The organism is Acinetobacter sp. ACNIH3 (assembly GCF_002918965.1).
GTDB classification, from domain to species: domain Bacteria; phylum Pseudomonadota; class Gammaproteobacteria; order Pseudomonadales; family Moraxellaceae; genus Acinetobacter; species Acinetobacter schindleri.
Genome location: NZ_PQLP01000019.1, coordinates 17,467 through 36,348, shown reverse-complemented (window position 1 = coordinate 36,348; position 18,882 = coordinate 17,467). Strand labels below are relative to the sequence as shown.

Genomic DNA, 18,882 nt, shown 5'->3' with positions numbered 1-18,882 from the left:
ACACATTCTGAGGGGAAACATCGTTTTTGCGATGTTTACTTAAGAAAAAATTAGCTTGAGGGACGCTCATGCAAATCGGAATTCCAGCCGAAACTGTCGTCGGTGAACATCGTGTCGCTGCGACACCTGAGACAGTAAAGAAATTGATCAGCGCTGGTCATAGCGTGATTATCGAACGTGGTGCAGGGGTAAAAGCTGCCTATATCGATAGCGCTTATGAACAGGTTGGTGCAAAAATTACGGATGATGCCTATACCGGTAGCCAGATGATTTTGAAAGTTCGTGCACCGAAGGGTGAAGAAATTCAAAAATTACCTGCGAATGCTACAGTTGTGGCGATGTTTGACCCATACCGCAATACCGAGCTTGACCATTTCGCGGCACAGAATGTGTCTGCATTTGCATTGGAACTTTTGCCACGCACCTTGTCTCGTGCGCAAAACATGGATGTCCTGTCTTCTCAGGCGAACCTGTCGGGTTATAAAGCAGTGCTTCTTGCTGCAGCAGAATACCAGCGCATGTTCCCGATGCTGATGACTGCGGCAGGGACGGTTAAACCGGCTCGTGTCGTGATCATGGGAGTAGGGGTTGCAGGTCTGCAAGCGATTGCAACTGCAAAACGTCTCGGTGCTGTTGTAGAAGCAACCGACTTGCGTCCTACAGCTAAAGACCAGGTTGAATCTTTGGGTGGTAAGTGGTTAGACGTACCAATGTCTGAAGAAGAACAGCAAAAAGCAGCTGATGCGGCTAAAAATGGTTATGGCTGGATGCCAGGTGAACAGTATATCAAGGATCAGGCGATCATCGTTGATAAAGCAGTTTCCAATGCGGATATTGTGATCACGACTGCACTATTGCCAGGTCGTGATGCGCCACGCTTAATCCGTGCCGAGACCGTTGCCAAAATGAAACCAGGTTCAGTCATTTTAGATATGGCGGTTGAAACTGGCGGTAATGTAGAAGGCTCTCAATGCGGTGAAACGGTTGTGACTGAAAATGGCGTGAAGATTCTGGGTATTCCGAATATTCCTTCAACCTTGTCGACTGAAGCATCTGCACTGTATGCACGTAACGTTTTGAACTTCGTTGAAACTTTATTTGATAGCGAAAAGAATTTTGCCATCAATCCAGAAGAAGAAATTCAGAAAGCCCTACTCGTCACTCACGGCGGCCAAGTGCTGTTAAAGCGTGGTTAAGGAGAGTACTCATGGTTGAAACTATTACGATTTTTGTCCTTGCCATCTTTGTAGGTTACTACGTGGTATGGGGCGTGACTCCAGCTTTACATACGCCGTTGATGGCGGTAACCAATGCACTTTCTTCAATCATTATCGTGGGTGCGATGATTCAGACTGTTGGTTTACCCATGGTCGGTGTTGAAGGCAGCGTAGACTTCCAGACCATTAACGTGGTGAGTGTACTTGGCGCAATTGCAGTATTCCTGGCGAGCATTAACATTTTCGGTGGCTTTGCCGTGACTGCACGTATGCTGGAAATGTTCAAACCAAAACAAAAGAAAAAAGAGGGCTAATTGATGGAATTCATTCGTGAATATGCAAATTGGTTCTATTTGATTGGTGCCATTCTCTTTATCTTGACGCTACGTGGTTTGTCAGGTCCTAAAACAGCAATTGCAGGTAACCGCTACGGTATGCTTGCCATGGCGATTGCGGTATTGACGACTTTCTTTGTCGCAGAAAATCCGGTGATCTGGATGATTCTTGGCGCAATGGTGCTTGGTGCGATCGTCGGTATTGCCCGTGCGAAAACTGTACCTATGACTCAAATGCCTGAAACTGTCGCGCTGATGCACTCTCTGGTAGGTTTGTCCGCGGTTTTGATTGCTATTGCTGCGATTATCCATAACAACAAGTTAATCGAATTGGGTCCAGACCTTTTAGCTGCAAATGGGGTAACTTTCCATGAAATGAGCAAAGTGCATTTGTTCGAACTCTTCGTGGGTTGTTTCGTCGGTGCGATTACTTTTACTGCCTCTGTATTTGCTTACGGTAAACTGGCTGCGAAGAAATGGGCAAAAACCATTTCAGGTGCTTGGGTAAAACCAGTTCAGGCATTGATCTTTATCGCAATGCTGGCAGCAGGGATTCACTTCTTCCTGACTGGTAACATGACATCCTTCTGGGCAATGACCGGTCTTGCACTGGTATTCGGTTGGGTATGGATTGCACCAGTCGGTGGCGGTGATATGCCAGTTGTGGTATCGCTTCTGAACTCTTTCTCTGGTTGGGCAGCTGCAGGTATCGGTTTTACTCTAGAAAACAACATGCTGATCGTTGCTGGTTCGCTGGTGGGTTCTTCAGGTGCAATTCTGTCTTATATCATGTGTAAAGCGATGAACCGTTCGATCATCAACGTTCTGTTCGGTGGTGCAATGGGCGGAACCGCAACAGCAACAGCGGGTGCAGGCGAGCAGGTACAACGTAATCATCGCTCAGGTTCTGCAGATGATGCCGGTTTCTTGATGTCGAATGCAGACAGTGTAGTCATTGTGCCTGGTTATGGTATGGCGCAAGGTCGTGCACAAAATGCGGTGAAAGAGTTGGCGAACCTGTTAAAAGAGCAGGGTGTGACTGTACGTTTCGCGATACACCCGGTTGCAGGTCGTATGCCTGGTCATATGAACGTATTGCTGGCTGAAGCTGACGTGCCATATGAAGACATTCTGGAAATGGATGAGATCAACTCTGACTTCCCGGCAACAGATGTAGTGCTGGTAATCGGTGCGAATGACGTGGTTAACCCGGCGGCGAAAGATGATCCAAGCTCACCAATTTACGGTATGCCAATTCTGGAAGCGCATAAAGCACGTACGATCCTGGTGATCAAGCGTTCTATGGCAACAGGGTATGCTGGTTTGGACAATGACCTGTTCTATAACGATAAGACCATGATGATCTTTGGTGATGCCAAGAAAGTTGTGGAAGATATGACCAAAGCCATTAATGGTACGGGTCACTAATTCCTAAAATCTTCTTCCAGATCCTCTTTTGTAAAAGAAAGGTCGAGATGAATTAAAAGATTTAGAAAAAAACCATCTTCGGGTGGTTTTTTTATTTTTGCTCTTATTTCTTATGCACCACAATTGATTGATATTTTATCTCAGGTGGATATTTATCTTGTGAATTAGGAATTATTTATCTATGAAAATTTGATGGGTTCACCATTAAACTACTTCTTCAAATAATTTTAAAATTCATAAATTGTATGGCATTGTTCTTGCTATTCCCTCATTAAGAGCTAGGGGGATTACATGACAAAAATAAAATATTTAGGGGTTTTACTGGGGTTGTTGAGTTTGCCTATCTATGCAGCTGAACCAGCAGAAATGGTAAAAAATATCCAGGAAATCCGGATATCGCTGGACAGTGTCTGGGTGGTGATGGGCGGTATTCTGGTGTTCTTCATGCAGGCGGGTTTTGCACTGATTGAGAGCGGCTCAGTCAGAAGTAAAAATAGCGTGAATGTTTTAATGAAAAATTATATGGATGCCTGTCTTGGAGGGCTGGTTTTCTGGCTGATAGGTTTTGGGCTTATGTTCGGGATTAATCATACCGGGTGGTTTGGTAGCTCACATTTTGCACCGGATAATTTAGATAGCTGGAGCTGGAATTTACTCTTCTTCCAAATGATGTTTGCCGCAACAGCAACCACCATTGCCAGTGGTGCCATGGCAGAGCGTATTCATTTTGTCGCCTATGTGGTGAGTGCCGCTTTTGTGAGTGGCTTAATTTATCCAGTTTTTGGCAGTTGGGCGTGGGGGAGTCTATTTGAGGGTGAAGGCTGGCTCAAAGCCATGGGCTTTATTGATTTTGCTGGTTCAACTGTAGTGCATTCGATTGGTGGCTGGGTTGCTTTGGCGGGCATTATTGTATTGGGTCCACGTATAGGGCGTTTTGGCCGTAATGGTCAAGTGCACTATTTACCCGGCCATAATCTGCCTTTAATTGCCTTGGGTGGTTTTATTTTGTGGTTAGCCTGGTTTGGCTTCAATGCCGCTTCCACAGTTAATGCGGATGTCAGCATCGGGCGGATTGCTTTAAATACCCATCTCGCAGCGTGTGCGGCGGCAGTGGCTTATATGCTATTTGCCCTGGTACGACGTAAAGCAATTTTAATAAGGACTACGATTAATGCTTCCTTAGGTGGGCTAGTGGGGATTACAGCGGGTTGCGCCACAATGAGTCCTATGTTTGCTGTTATAACCGGACTGGTAGCAGGGTTGCTGGTTAGTGTATTGCCAGCACTACTCGAGAAAATGCGTATTGATGATGTGGTGGATGCTGTCACTGTACATGGCTTTTGTGGTGCTTGGGGGACGCTAGCTGCGGGTATCTTTTATGAAAGTAAAATGTTTGATAGCAGCATTATTGCTGTTCAGGCACTAGGCGTTGGTGCCGGATTTGCCTGGGGCTTCGGGGTGGCATTTATTGTATTTAAAGTGCTGCATATTATTTTAGGTGGTTTACGTGTGAGTGCACAGCACGAGCAGCGTGGTCTGGACTATACCGAGCATGCTGAACTGTCTTATCCAGAATTCCAGCGAGATGTAACTTTCGATACGGATCACATTACCAAACGACATTAATGGATAGGAGGGTATAACATGAATGCAGAAGTGCTCAATCTAGAACAGCGCCGCCAGGCTATTCAGCGTGGGCTACAGCATTATTTTCAAGGACCTCACCTGGAACAGATCGTAGGATATTGGGAACAGGAATATAGCGGGCAGCCTGCTTTTGTACTGAATCGCTTTCTTAGCGAGATTTGTACTACAGAAGAGCTTAAGCAGAACCGGAAAGATATGCTTAAACAGGTACTGCATGAACTGACCATTCTGGAAAAAAGTGAATGGATCGAGTCTGAAGATACAGAGGCAGTATCTCTTAATCAGAAGGCACAGTACCAGGCTTATATTGAGTTTGGAGAATCAGTTCTTGATCAGGTCAAGCTAGAAGATCAGCAAGACTTTTATAGGGAGCTGGCACAACAACTGGTACAAGACCGGATTTTGTTCCAGGAAACTATTCAGAAATTGCAGAAAAGTGCGGATTTGCTGAGCTATGTATCTTCAAAACTTTATGCACAAGCCATTACCAGTCTATATCAGGTATTCTGTGACTTCTATGGCCCACAACGTAGTGATCAGGTCTATGCTCAGGCCAAGAATTTGATCAAACAAAAATATCCAGAAGCTAATTTACAGCAACTGCTTTGAATCTTTTTGGTTAAAGTTTATTTTGAGCCAATAAAAAAAGCGGCCTCCATGGGCCGCTTTTTTTAAGAATCTGTTTTATGCCACTGAATCTGCAGGAGCATTGCTCCACAGGCTTTCTAGGTCATAGAATTTACGCGCTGTAGGAAGCATGCAGTGAACCACTACATATCCGAGGTCTAGGAGAATCCATTCAGCATCACGTTCGCCTTCGATGCCAAGTGGACGGAAGCCAGCTTTACGTGCTTCTTCAGCAACATTGTTGGCAAGAGATTTGATGTGACGGGTAGAGGTACCGCTGGCAATGACCATGGCATCAGCAACATTGCTCATACCGCTGACATCAAGCACAACAACTTCTTTGGCCTTTACATCTTCAAGTGCAGCATGCACAACTTTCAAGCAGTCTTGTACAGTCTGTAAGTGTGAATTCATAGTAAGATCGTGAGAATTAGAAGCGCTGGGCGATGGTTCTAAATTCATGGGGGATATAATTTCCTAACAATTATGCATGATCTAATATAGCGGTTTTGCCCCGAAATTTCAAATCAGCACATTGTTCGGTTTGTAATCAATCTGCAAAATATCGGGTCTTCCAGCCAAAAGACGCTGCTGAATGCTTCAGCGGGCGATATTCTGCTGCCACATAGCCTTGATATTGGCTATTCTCTAACCATTGAAAAATCTCGACATAATTAACAATAGCTGTACCAGGTTCATGTCGTCCTGGACAGTCTGCAAATTGAATGTGTCCAATTGTGTCAATATTCTCTTTTAAAGCTTCAAATACATCTTCACCCATCATCGCCATATGGTAACAGTCATATTGCATCTTTAAGGCTGGATGTTGGACTGCTTCGAGCATTTCCTGTGCTTGAGCTACATTTTGCACCAGGAAGCGTGGCATGTCGGTCCCATTGATCATCTCAAAGACTGGCTGAATACCATGATCTGCCAACATCGAACAGGCCATTTTCAGATTATCTGCCAATGTATTCAGGCAAGGTAACAGGTCACTATCCAGCGGCTGTTTACCTGCCAGAATATTGACGCTCGGTACTTTCAGTGCGGTTGCATATGTAATCGCTTGTTGCATCGCTTGATGAAATTCAATCTCCTTGCCGGGTATGCCAGCCAGTCCATGACCGCCTTGCATCAGGTCACCTGCTGGGACATTGATCAGGCATAAACTCAGCTGATGCGCTGTCAACTGTGCCTGAATCTGCTCGATAGTCAGTTCATAAGGAAACTGGATTTCTACATGGTCAAAACCATGCTCACGGGCAAGGGCAAAACGCTCCAGCAGAGGAACTTCCGTAAAAATCATGGAAAGGTTGACTGCGAATTTTAACATCTGAAGCTCCTTGCACTAAATATAAAAATAATCGTGAAAATGAAGTTATTGAACGTGTTGAATGACAGTCGCCAGATCCGTTTCGCTATAGCCAGCCTCTTGATGAGCCTTGAGCTGAGATAAAGCTTGAGAAGCAACCGGAATATTCAGCGCATATGCTGCTGCAAGCTGTACTGCATTATTAAGGTCTTTGGACAAGGTCTGAACTTTCCATTGCACCGGTTCAAAGGTCTGGGTGGCCATACGCGGTGCCAGAATCTGAAACGGTTTTGAATCGGCAAAACCACCGGCCAGCGCTGGGGCGAGCAGGGTGGTATCTACTCCAGCACGTCCAGCCAGTGCCACAGCTTCGGCAATCAGCGTACTGTTTGCCGCGACAATCAGCTGGTTACAGATTTTCGTCGCTTGTCCTGTACCTGAGTCACCCATGCGAGTCACGCGTTGGGAGAGGACTTGGTAAATTGCAGCTAAAGAAGAAATAGTCTGTTCATCACCGCCGGCAAAGACCACAAGACTGCCTTGTTCAGCACCGGCAGTACCGCCAGAAACTGGGGAATCAATCCAGATCATCTGTTGGGCCTGCGCACGTTGTGCCAGTTCCAACGTCTGCTGCACAGATAAACTGGAGAAATCTACAATCACCTGTTGTGCAACCAGATAAGGCTCAATCTGTTCATACACTGCTTTGACGGCTAAATCGTCCGCTAGACAGATGAGAACTACCGGATAATTTGCAATCTGATCAAGCTGCAATAACTGTGCACCTTGAGCAATTAATGCATCACAAGCAGAAGCAGTACGGTTCCAGACAGCAACTTCAAAGCCTGCCTGAATCAGCCGGCTGGCCATACGGCTACCCATCAGGCCCATACCAAGAAATGCGATTTTAGTGGTTTGATCAAACTGCATGATGCTATCCGATATCTACTGAGATGATGATCTTATGAATACTGGCGAGGCTGGAACTGGACTTCTGGATTCTTGTCTTTCTTGCGTGCCAACTGGCTGTTTTTGCCGAGGAGTAATTTTAACTGCCAGATTTTTTCCATACGTAAGGATTTGTTTGGTTGATGTTCCATGGCATCCAGCACATATTTAGACGCCATTAAAGCATCTGGAGAACGCTGCAACATTTCTTCAGCCAAGGCTTGTGCTTTTGCTAGAGGTTGCTCATCTACATGAGTGATCAGGCCGATCTGCTTGGCATAGTTACCGTCAAAAATACGCGCGGTCAGTGTCAGTTCTTTGGCTAGATCCAGACTGATTAAGCCTTTTAACGAACGGCTCAGACCCATATCTGGTACTAAGCCCCAACGGCTTTCCATAATTGACATTTGAGTCTGTGGATGAGCAATCCGAATATCTGCTGCCAGTGCCAGCTGCATGCCTGCACCAAAACAATAGCCTTCCAAAGCTGCAATCACGGGAACCGGTAATTCTTGCCAGATCAAAAATGCTTTCTGAAATAGACTCTGACCCGGACGCAGCAGTTCCCAGGCTGCATAGGCACGATTTTTTGGATTATTTAAATCAGCGAGATCAATCCCGGCACTAAAGACCTGTGCTTCACCTGTCAGAATGACACAGCGGATACTTTTATCCTTTTTGATCGTGTTGGCGGTTGCAACAAGTTCACGCAATAGCGCAAAACTCATGGCATTACGTTTGTCCGGACGGTTTAAACTCACCGTAGCAATTCCATTATTTTTTTCTAAACGAACCAGTGACATGGCTAAACCCTTCATTTTTATTGCCCTGAGCATAGCATGTGCGTTAGATCACGTGCATGACACTTAAGTCACGCTTTGTGATTGTCCTTAACTTGCGCATTAGATCATATGCTTATTTAGCACCTGTTGTGCAGCCTGTTCCACCTGGCCAATGCCTGCTTTAAGCTCATCGAGGCGTTTCATCACCTCCTGAACAAAGGCTTCATCAGCTTTGCGGCGTTCTTTACGTAGGGTAGAAACAAACTGTTCAAAACTGCCTGTCAGCTGTTGCAGGTTCGGCGTACCCACATAACGTGTCGCGCCGTAGAGCCGATGCAGTACATGTTCCAGTTGTGGAAAATCTTCCAGTTCAATCAGCTGTTCTATTTCACTGAGTTCAGTTTCAAAACTGTCGACCAGCATTCTCAACAGATCTACGGCCAGATCTTCCTTATTGGCAGCCAGTTGCAGACTTTGCTGCCAGTCCAGAATATTGCTATCCAGAGCATCAATGACATTCGCACGTTCTAGCATGGGTGCCTTGCGGAAATTTTCCCTGGTCCATTGAGTCAGAATCTGGATGATCTGTTCAATCTGAATGGGCTTGGTGACATAATCATCCATGCCACCCTGTAGCAATTTATGCTTTTCATCAGACAGGGCATGTGCAGTCAGGGCAATAATCGGCAAACGTCGATGGTTTTCAAAGGTGGATTCCAGCGAGCGGATGGCACGGGTTGTATCCATGCCGGACATCACTGGCATCTGAATATCCATAAATACCAGATCAAATGCACTTAAACCTTTTTCATGACGTTGCTGGATAATATCAATCGCTTCCTGACCGCTAGTGGCCTTGGTCGTGGTGACATTCAGTTCACCCAATAGTGCTTCAAGGACGATCAGGTTGGGTAAATGGTCATCGACTGCCAATATATGCAGCCCTTGACCATTAAAGTCTTCATGAACCTCTTGATCGAATACGGGCTGGTTATTCAGGAGTTGAATCAGTGCACTACGGCTAAGTGGCTGGTAGAGCGCACGGGCACGGTATTCATTCAGCATATTTGGATCAAGCTGCATCTGATAGCCATAGACTGCCAGATTGCCATGATAACGCGCACGAATTTCTTGTAGCAGGGCCTGACTGTCACCGCTATGATCAACGATTAGCCAGGTATTTTCAGTCGTGGTTTTTAGATGATTCAGACGGCTAAACAGATCCAGAATCGAAGCACACTCGGTATGCTTCACGTTATAGTTTTCCAGATAATGACGCAGTACATTCGCTGTCGCTGGATGTGCCAGATAAGAGACCACAGTCAGATTGCTAAAGTCTGGGTGTTCGATCACATCATCTTCATCGACCAGGAACTGGGCGGTAAACCAGAAGGTTGACCCTTTCTCGGTTGGGGCGCGTTCCTGGTTGTCTTCAAAGCCGATCTGGCCATGCATCAGACTGACCAGCTGTTTGGAAATCGCCAGACCTAATCCAGTGCCACCAAACTGACGTGTAACTGAGGTATCGCCTTGTGAGAAGGATTCAAACAGCTTCTTGCGGTCAGTGCCGCTGAGGCCGATACCACTATCCTGTACGCTAAAATGCAGCAGACATTGCCCGATATCATCGTGTTCCATTCGTACCCGCACGATGATTTCACCATCCGGCGTAAACTTGATTGCATTGGAAATCAGATTAGTCAAAATCTGCTTAAAGCGCAGTGCATCACCATTGACGCATTTTGGTACATTGTCGGCATAGTAGAAGGCCATATCAATATGCTTCTGCGCTGCCAGTGGCGAGAGCATGTCCATTACATCAAAAATCGCTTCTTCCAGATCAAACAGCGCCGTTTCAAGTTCTAGTTTACCGGCATCAATCTTGGAAAAATCTAGTACGTCATTGATCAGGGCCAGCAGATGCGCCGATGATTTGCGGATGGTTTGTAAATACAGACTCTGCTCATTACTTAAATTACCCTGACGCAGTAGCAAATGAATAAAGCCATCAATACTGTTTAATGGGGTGCGTAATTCATGTGAAATATTGGCTAAAAATACTGACTTGGCCTGATTGGCAGAAATCGCCTGGTCACGGGCCTGACGGTAGGTGATGTTCTGCACTTCGAGAGTGTCGAGGGTGCGGCGCAAGTCATCTTCGGTCTGTTCAGTATGTTCGCGCAGTTCCAGAAAACTGAAATGCAGCCGTTTTACCACATTGGCAATATCGCGCTGTAACAGGCGCAGTTCACCAGTACTGTTGATGACAATATGCTGATCCAAAGTATCCGCATTCAGGCGTTGTAACTGCATGCGGATTTCATACATTGGTGCAATCCAGCGGCGCGAGTAAAAATTTAGACACAATAAAAGTAGCAACAAGGTCAACAGGCCGGTGGCAATCAATACGATCATCACGCGGTAGCGGGCAATTTCGAGGGGCTGATTGTCCAGCTCAATCGCAAGCCAGCCCGGACTGCCCGTATTGTCATTAATGCGAACCGCAAAAATGTGATTATTCTGATTGACAATCGGGCCAACAAAACTAGCTTCCTGCTTGAACTTTGGCCAAGGTGCCTGATCCTGAAAACCAATACCGAGGCGGTTTTTGCCTTGAGGATCCAGAATTGCAGCACGAATCAGATGCTTTTCATTGAGCATGTTTTGCATGGCATTGCGTGCCTGTTCATACTGCCAGGGGGAGTAATTGACAATATCCAGCGCAGATTCAGAAGTGGCCTGAAAACGGGTCAGAATGGCAATCGCCATCTGTTTTTGCTGGGCACGGGCTGCATTGGAGGTTTCTGTCAAAACCAGGGCTGCACCTACACAAGCCAAAATTGTAATTGGCACAAAGATCAGGGCAATCAACTGGCCATAGGCATGATTTAAGTGTAGGCGTTTAAACAGCTTTTTATTGATATTTGACATGATTCAAGCAGTGTTTTCCTTATGCTCCGCATATTAGCACGCTTTAAATCTTCAGTTAAAATTTCATCAAGGTTTTTCGCAATATCAAATTAAACAGACTTTTTAAGAATAAATCTGGATATGAAAAATATTCAAATAGATAGTGTATAAAATGCTAAGAAATGAAAACCTTTAAATCTGAAATTGACCTGAGGAATATTGAAATAACGGCGTTTAATTTACAAATAAACTACTGACAGAAATAATGTTTTTTAATTTTTAGACCATGCTGCACGAGTTTTGATCGGTTTTCTGAAAAAGACTGGCTAAATGGGTGCAGGGAAATGCAAATTTTCATACAATAGCCGCACCTCGACATAGGTGCAAATAATGAGTAATACAACCCCTGATTTTCAAGCAGACGAATTTTTACTGGACTACTACGTAGGCAAAACGCCACTGGTACGTCTACAGCGTCTGGCAAATCACACTCAAGCGACAGTGTTAGCAAAGCTCGAAGGCAATAATCCTGCAGGTTCGGTGAAAGATCGTCCGGCCTATAACATGATCATGCAGGCGGAAAAGCGTGGTCAGATCAAGCCAGGTGACACCCTGATTGAGGCGACGAGTGGAAATACAGGGATTGCATTGGCGATGGTTGCGGCAATGCGCGGCTACAAAATGAAGCTGATCATGCCGAATAACATGAGTCAGGAACGTAAGGATGCCATGCGTGCTTACGGTGCCGAACTGATTGAAGTGACCAAAGAGCAAGGCATGGAGGGTGCACGTGATCTGGCACTGCAAATGCAAAACGAAGGCAAAGGCCTGGTCCTAAACCAGTTTGGTAATCCGGACAATGTTGAAGCGCATTATCTGACCACTGGTCCGGAAATTTGGCAGCAAACGGGTGGCAAGATCACTCACTTTGTCAGCTCGATGGGTACGACCGGTACTATTATGGGTGTATCTAAATACCTGAAAGAGATGAATCCGGATATTCAGATTGTGGGTTTACAACCTTCTGACGGTTCAAGTATTGCGGGGATCCGCCGCTGGCCAGAAGAGTATCTGCCAACCATTTTCGACCGTAGCCGTGTGGATCGTATTATCGATATTCCACAAATTGAAGCTGAAAAAACCATGCGCAAGCTGGCACAAAAAGAAGGGATCAGTGCTGGAACTTCTTCCGGAGGTGCAGTCTGGGCATCGATCAAGCTGGCAGAAGAAAATCCAGGTGCCGTAATCGTGTGCATTATTTGTGACCGTGGTGACCGTTATCTGTCTACAGGTTTATTCTCTGTACAAGATCCTGAATAATTCCTGAGTAATCAATTTATGCGCTTGCCTGTTTTAACGTTTGATATTGAAACCCAGACCGATCTTAAGTCAGGCGCACATCTGTTTGGCCTGGACCTGCCGGAACAAAGCCTGGATCAAGCACTGATCAAACTGCGTCGTCAGGAATCGGGTTCTGATTTTCAGCGTCTGCCACTACATGAAATTGTCTGTATCTCCGGACTGTGGATTGATGAGCAGGGCATGAAACTGTTTTCCTTTAGCCGGGAACAGAATTCAGAAGCTGAAATTTTACGAAAATTTTTATCGATTTTCGATAAGCGTCATCCAACCCTAGTGAGTTGGAATGGTTCACAATTTGATCTGCCCGTGATTCTTTACCGGGCCATGTACCATGGCTTGTCTGCGCCAAGTCTGTTTGATCAGGGCGAAATTGATACGCAAAAGCGCTATAATAACTATCAGAACCGCTACCATCAGCGTCATGTCGATTTGATGGATGTGATGGCCATGTTTCATGCCCGTCATTTCCAGAAACTGGATGATGTTGCGCACTTGCTCGGTTATCCAGGCAAGCGTGGCGATGGTGGCTACCATGTGCCTGAATATGTGCGCAATCAGGAATGGGACAAGCTCACCAGCTATTGTGAAGGTGATGTCCTGAATACCTGGCTGGTCTATATTCGCTGGCAGTTGCTAAAGGGACAGTTATTGCTGCCTGATTATCAACATCTGGTACAAAGTACGATCCAGTATTTGCAAACGCAACCGCAGCATGCGGACTTTTTATCGGTCTGGCGTGAAACGTCGCGACGGACTGAATTTACTCAATTTGATTTTCCCATCTCCACACATTAGGTTTTCATGAAACATCGAGCTCAACCACGGCCCAAGCAGCAACCCGAATACATCTTCCAGGTTGAGTCACTATCGCACGAGGGGCGTGGCATTGCTCACTATGGTTCACATCCGGACCATCCAGCGGACAAGCACGGTAAAAAAGTTTTTATTCGTTATGCACTGCCCGGTGAAACAGTGCGTGCCCGAATCACCCGTGAAGTGACAAAGCTGGAAGAAGCCGACTCGCTTGAATTGTTGAGTGAAGCCTCAGAAATTCGCATACAGCCCCCTTGTCCACATTTTGGAAGTTGTGGTGGCTGCAATATGCAGCATATCACTCCGGATGCACAGATTGAGCTCAAACAGAATGTGCTGAAATCGCATCTGCAACATTTTGCTGGAATTCAGCCAAATGAATGGCTGGCGCCATTGCGTTCACAGCGTGAAGATTACCGTCGTAAAGCCCGTATTGGCGTACGCTATTTACCTGGTAAAGACAAGCTGGTGGTGGGATTCCGTGAAAGCCAAAGTAACAAGCTAACTTCGATTGATCGCTGCATGATTCTGGATCGGGAGTTTGGCTCGGTTACACGTCTTAAACAATTGCTCCAAAGTCTAAATGGTAAGGCTGACGTTGGTCATATAGAATTGGCCATGGGTGATCAGGAAATCGCATTAGTAGTTCGTGAAACTGCACAATTACCTGAACAGGATGTCAACCAATTACGCGAATTTGCGTTACAGAAGGGGTGGCAGCTTTATATTCAGCCAGCAGCTCAAAACCAATTGACGCGTATTGATCAACCGCAATTGCCTGCGCGGCTGCATTACCGTCTGGATGATTTTGATGTTGAGTTTGGCTTTGATCCGCTAGATTTTACCCAGGTCAATTCCACAGTAAACCCGCAGATGATACGTCTGGCATGTGATTTGCTACGACTACAACCAGGAGAGCGTGTTCTGGATCTGTTTTGCGGATTAGGAAACTTTTCCTTGCCATTGGCGCGCTGTGTTGGTGCGAGTGGAAGCGTCGTAGGGGTTGAGGGTAGTGAAGAAATGGTGCAACGTGGTGCGGAAAATGCCAAAATAAATGGTATTGCACAACTTTCATTCCATTCGCAGGATTTAACCCAGGATTTTTCGCATCATTCTTGGGCAAATCAGGGTTTTGATGCATTACTAATTGATCCGCCTCGTTCCGGCGCAGAAGAAGTGATGCAATATATTCCTAAGTTTGGTGCAAAAAGAATCGTTTATGTATCATGTAACCCGGCAACTCTAGCCAGAGATGCCGGATTGCTGGTACAACAGGGGTATCGTCTGAGCAGGGCAGGTGTGATGGATATGTTCACACATACGGGCCATGTTGAGTCGATTGCCCTGTTCGAAAAAGAAAATTAAATAAACGATTAAAGAGATGATGTATATAAAAGTAGGAGAATGGTATGGTCACAGTACGTGAACAGCTGCCTGGGCGACTGAATGAGTTGTCACAGGAGGCGACTGTAGAACATGCCGATCAAGCCCTGCAGGATATGACCGAATGGTTAGATCGTGTACGCGGCATATTAGATGGGACCCCATTAAAACAGCTCGAAGAAGTCGCCCATCTTACTTTAGAAAATGAGTTAGAAACCACGGTTCAGCATCGCTCCAATACTTTCTATACCGGTATTGAGATGGCGGATATCCTTGCCCATTTGCATGTCGATGAAGACACTTTGTCTGCAGCCATGCTGTATCGTTCGGTACGTGAAGGTGTCACACCGCTTGCAGACGTACTGGAGAAATTCGGTGAGAGTGTACATGGCCTGGTGAAAGGCACCCTGTCGATGGGTAAGCTGTCCGAGCTGATTGAAAATAACAAACGTCTGGAAGACCATTTCAATAATAACCAGCGCGAGCATTTGACCGGCATTTACAAGATGCTGATCTCAGTCACTGAAGATGTCCGTGTGGTACTGATCAAGTTGGCCGAGCGTACCTATGCATTGCGTGAACTGGCGAAATCACCTCGAGACCGTCAGGAACGTGTTGCACGCGAAATTCTGACCATCTATTCGCCACTTGCCCATCGTCTTGGTATTGCCCAGTTGAAATGGGAGCTGGAAGATCTGGCTTTCCGTTATCTGGCGCCAGAACGTTATAAAGAAATTGCTTCTTTACTGAATGAAAAGCGCTTGGAGCGTGAACATTATATTCAGTTTGTAATCGACAAGTTGCGTGGTGAACTGGCTGAGCATGGCATTGAGGCCGAAATTACCGGTCGGGTCAAACACATTTATTCGATTTATCGAAAAATGAAGAGCAAGGATCTGAGCTTCGATCAGCTCTATGATATCCGTGCTGTACGTGTCCTGGTAAATTCAGTACCTGAGTGTTATCACACTTTAGGTATCGTACATCAGATCTGGCGTCATATTCCGCACCAGTTTGACGACTATATTACCAATCCGAAAGCCAATGGTTATCGCTCACTGCATACTGCCGTAATTGCAGAAAACAAATCGCTTGAAGTGCAGATTCGTACCTATCACATGCACGAAGAGGCAGAGTTAGGAGTATGTTCACACTTTAACTATAAGGAAGGGGCAAAAACCACAGACCATTCCTTTAACCATCGCCTGCATTCTTTACGTGCCGTATTGGAGCATTACCAGGAACGTAATGATGCCAGTGCACATAAAGATTCTGAGGCAGAAGTTGAGAATTTTGAACAGATTCAAGACTTTGAAGGCTTTGAGAAAATCTATGTGTTTAGCCGCGATGGAGATATTAAAGAATTGCCGCGTGGCTCAACAGTCTTGGATTTTGCCTATCATGTCCATACCGAAGTGGGTAACAAGTGCTATGCCGCACGAGTGAACCAGCGCTATGTGCCGCTGACTTATACTCTGAAAACCGGGGAACAGGTCGAGATTCTGACCAAAAAAGACCGTGAGCCAAACCGTGACTGGCTGGTGAACTCGCTTGGTTATATCAAGACTGCACGTGCACGTGACAAGTTACGTCACTGGTTCCGTCAGCAGGATCGCAGCAAGAATCTGGAAGTTGGCCGTGAGATTTTGAATAAAGAACTTTCACGTCTGGCAATCCACCCGAAATCGATCGATTTGGGTGACTATTGCAATCACTTTAATGTGAAGAGTGGCGAAGACATTCTGATTGGTATCGTAAATGGCGATATCAGCCTGCATGCGCTGATCAATCAGGTGAATCGCCATATGCACCTGGATCAGGATGAACCTGAACTGGTACTGAAGCCGGCGCTGAATCCACGTGCCAGTCATACTTTGTCTGCTCATGGTATTCTGATTGATGGCTTAGACAATGTTGAACTACATGTGGCGCAATGCTGTCAGCCTGTACATGGCGAGTCGATTGGGGGCTATATCACGCTCAATCGTGGAGTAAGCATCCATAAGGTGGCTTGTCCGGATTATGTGCGTATGATTTCGCAGGAACCAGAACGTGCGGTAGAAGCTGATTGGGAAATGCAGCCAACCCGTGGTCAGAGTGTCCAGATTGTAGTAGAAGCTTATGACCGCCGCGGCCTGCTCAAAGATCTGACGCAAGTGATCTTCTCTGATCAGATCAATATCCGTCAGGTAAATACCATTTCAGAAGCTGATGGTATTGCCAATATGAAGCTATTGATTGAAGTCAAAGGTTTAGCCCAGCTGTCCAAACTGCTGGCTCGATTAGAACAGCAGCCCGGGATTATTAGTGCCCGTCGTTTGGTTCAAGGCAATTAAATCTACTGATTAATTCGTCTAGAAAAAGCCTGCCATTTATTGGTGGGCTTTTTTATTGTAAGGTGCTCAGTAGCACTTAATAAAAATGAAGTCACCCAATTGCGATGAGTACGACAGAACTATTTGAACGTAGACGGGAAAATCTGAGCAGGATCATTGATCAATGGATTGCCAATCAGCGCTTTAAAACAGGCAAAGAGATCTGTGAATATTATGGCCTGTCTGCGACTTATGTCGCTCAGTTACTGAATAGCAAGCGCCAGATTGGAGAAAAGGCGGCTCGGGAACTGGAACAGCAGCTCGGCTTGGAATCCATGAGTCTGGATCAGCAAGAGCTTCAGATAGAACAAGTAAAAAATACTCTGGTTCCTCATTTATATAGTATGCAGGTGGTGGAGCAGGAACTGTTTTGCTTAAAGCCTCTGGATGCTGTTCATTATGAAATAGAGTCTACGATTCAGTTGCAGGCGAATCACCATGCTCTGCAAATCAGCAGCGATGCCTATCAGCCTATACTTAAACCGGGCTGGTGGCTGCTATGTGACCGTCAGCGGCCCGCCCAAACGGCTGATCTGCTTTGCATACAGTTCATCAATAAATTCTGTTTAATTTTAGAATTACAGCGAGAAACTGAGCAGGAGTTACAATGTCAAAGTCTGGATGGCAAACGTCAGGTTCGTTTTCAAAAACAGGACGTTCAGCAAGCTGATGTAGTGATCGCCATCCTGCATCCAGAACAGATTCAACGGCGATAAAAAAGCCCATCTGTAGATGGGCTTTTCATATTTTAAAAGAAGGCTGAAATTATGGAATTTCGTTTTCTTCCTCAAACTCAGGTTTCACTTGCACAATGAAATCCTGACGGTTCAGGCCACGCCATAAAGCAAAGGCTGTACCAATATAGATGGATGAATAGGTACCTACAAAAACACCAACAAACATTGCGATCGAGAACCATTTCAAACCATCACCACCCATGATCATCATGGCTACGACTACCAGCAATAACGTCATAGAGGTATGAATGGTACGACGTAAAGTTTCAGTCAAGGCAATATTGATGATTTCCAATGGTTCAGCACCACGGATTTTACGGAAGTTTTCACGAATACGGTCAGAGACCACGATGTTATCGTTGAGTGAGAAGCCGATAATCGCCAACAACGCTGCCAATACGGTCAGGTCGAATGGCCATTGCATCATGGCAAAGATACCCAGTGTCACCACGATATCGTGGAACAAGGACAGTACTGCACCAATCGCCAGCTTGAATTCAAAGCGGATGGTGACATAAACCAGCATCAGCAGCAGGGCAAGGGCAACCGCACCTGCAGAACGCACGTACAGCTCATTACCGACCTGACCACCAACCACATCAACTTTTGGTACTTCAGCTGCATTACCTGGCAGCTGAACTGCTGTGGTAATGGCTTTGGTCAAGTCTTCTGCTTCAACATCTTCCTGAACAGGCATACGCACCATCAGGTCACGATCTGACCCTAAGGTTTGTACCACAGCATCATTAAAACCAGCTTCACTCAATGCCTGAGTAACTGATTCTGGCTGAACCGGATTAGTATAGTTCAGCTCTGCTGCCACACCACCAGTAAAGTCCAGACCCAGGTTCAAGCCTTTAGTGGCAATAAAGAAGATGCTGGCAACCGTTAATAAAATTGAAAACAATGCCGCAGGCAAAGCAATTTTCATAAACGGGATAACACGTTCGTGATCCGGGCGGCCGTATTGTTTTGAATTAGGTTGAGTATTCTCAGTCATCAGTGA

The 18,882-nt window shown here is 45.8% G+C and carries 16 protein-coding genes; 10 read left to right on the top strand and 6 right to left on the bottom strand.

Features of this window, described 5'->3' with window-relative positions; genetic code table 11:
• Positions 1-68: 68 nt before the first annotated feature.
• From C3420_RS09470 to C3420_RS09450, 5 genes are all read left to right on the top strand, one after another.
• Positions 69-1,196: a Re/Si-specific NAD(P)(+) transhydrogenase subunit alpha gene (locus C3420_RS09470; RefSeq protein ID WP_008304924.1), complete on the top strand. Its 1,128-nt coding sequence runs from the start codon at positions 69-71 to the stop codon at positions 1,194-1,196.
• 11 nt (positions 1,197-1,207) lie between these two features.
• Entirely contained in the window at positions 1,208-1,531 is a 324-nt protein-coding gene (locus tag C3420_RS09465; RefSeq protein ID WP_004783638.1) for a proton-translocating transhydrogenase family protein, read from the top strand.
• 3 nt (positions 1,532-1,534) lie between these two features.
• A complete protein-coding gene (locus C3420_RS09460) occupies positions 1,535-2,980 on the top strand; it encodes an NAD(P)(+) transhydrogenase (Re/Si-specific) subunit beta (protein WP_004816035.1) in 1,446 nt (481 codons plus the stop codon).
• A 291-nt stretch (positions 2,981-3,271) separates the two neighbouring features.
• A complete protein-coding gene (locus tag C3420_RS09455) occupies positions 3,272-4,606 on the top strand; it encodes an ammonium transporter (protein ID WP_103800342.1) in 1,335 nt (444 codons plus the stop codon).
• Between the two features lie 18 nt (positions 4,607-4,624).
• Positions 4,625-5,236: a hypothetical protein gene (locus tag C3420_RS09450; protein WP_004891387.1), complete on the top strand. Its 612-nt coding sequence runs from the start codon at positions 4,625-4,627 to the stop codon at positions 5,234-5,236.
• Between the two features lie 75 nt (positions 5,237-5,311).
• Here the strand turns inward: C3420_RS09450 and rsfS are convergent, their stop codons facing one another.
• The 5 genes from rsfS to C3420_RS09425 form a co-directional block, all read right to left on the bottom strand.
• A complete protein-coding gene (rsfS, locus tag C3420_RS09445) occupies positions 5,312-5,716 on the bottom strand; it encodes a ribosome silencing factor (RefSeq protein ID WP_004816041.1) in 405 nt (134 codons plus the stop codon).
• A gap of 88 nt (positions 5,717-5,804) precedes the next feature.
• Positions 5,805-6,587, bottom strand: coding sequence for a hydroxypyruvate isomerase family protein (locus C3420_RS09440; protein ID WP_004891390.1), 783 nt, complete (start codon positions 6,585-6,587; stop codon positions 5,805-5,807).
• A 45-nt stretch (positions 6,588-6,632) separates the two neighbouring features.
• Complete coding sequence (locus C3420_RS09435) at positions 6,633-7,496, bottom strand: NAD(P)-dependent oxidoreductase (protein ID WP_103800341.1); 864 nt, start codon at positions 7,494-7,496, stop codon at positions 6,633-6,635.
• 32 nt (positions 7,497-7,528) lie between these two features.
• Positions 7,529-8,317 (bottom strand): crotonase/enoyl-CoA hydratase family protein, encoded by a 789-nt coding sequence (locus C3420_RS09430; RefSeq protein ID WP_026056767.1) that lies wholly within the window; start codon positions 8,315-8,317, stop codon positions 7,529-7,531.
• Positions 8,318-8,416: 99 nt separating this feature from the next.
• Positions 8,417-11,227 (bottom strand): ATP-binding protein, encoded by a 2,811-nt coding sequence (locus C3420_RS09425; RefSeq protein ID WP_103800340.1) that lies wholly within the window; start codon positions 11,225-11,227, stop codon positions 8,417-8,419.
• A 369-nt stretch (positions 11,228-11,596) separates the two neighbouring features.
• Here C3420_RS09425 and cysM point away from each other — a divergent pair, with 369 nt between their 5' ends.
• The 5 genes from cysM (at position 11,597) to C3420_RS09400 (ending at position 17,855) form a co-directional block, all read left to right on the top strand.
• Positions 11,597-12,526 carry a cysteine synthase CysM gene (gene cysM / locus C3420_RS09420; RefSeq protein ID WP_004891398.1) on the top strand — a complete coding sequence of 310 codons (930 nt, stop codon included), beginning with the start codon at positions 11,597-11,599 and terminating at the stop codon, positions 12,524-12,526.
• 18 nt (positions 12,527-12,544) lie between these two features.
• Entirely contained in the window at positions 12,545-13,363 is an 819-nt protein-coding gene (locus C3420_RS09415; protein WP_103800339.1) for a 3'-5' exonuclease, read from the top strand.
• 6 nt (positions 13,364-13,369) lie between these two features.
• Positions 13,370-14,746: a 23S rRNA (uracil(1939)-C(5))-methyltransferase RlmD gene (gene rlmD / locus C3420_RS09410; protein WP_103800338.1), complete on the top strand. Its 1,377-nt coding sequence runs from the start codon at positions 13,370-13,372 to the stop codon at positions 14,744-14,746.
• 44 nt (positions 14,747-14,790) lie between these two features.
• A complete protein-coding gene (locus C3420_RS09405) occupies positions 14,791-17,100 on the top strand; it encodes a RelA/SpoT family protein (RefSeq protein ID WP_103800337.1) in 2,310 nt (769 codons plus the stop codon).
• A 104-nt stretch (positions 17,101-17,204) separates the two neighbouring features.
• Entirely contained in the window at positions 17,205-17,855 is a 651-nt protein-coding gene (locus C3420_RS09400; RefSeq protein WP_103800336.1) for a hypothetical protein, read from the top strand.
• 49 nt (positions 17,856-17,904) lie between these two features.
• Here the strand turns inward: C3420_RS09400 and secF are convergent, their stop codons facing one another.
• A complete protein-coding gene (gene secF, locus C3420_RS09395; RefSeq protein ID WP_171058629.1) occupies positions 17,905-18,879 on the bottom strand; it encodes a protein translocase subunit SecF in 975 nt (324 codons plus the stop codon).
• Positions 18,880-18,882 lie beyond the last annotated feature (3 nt).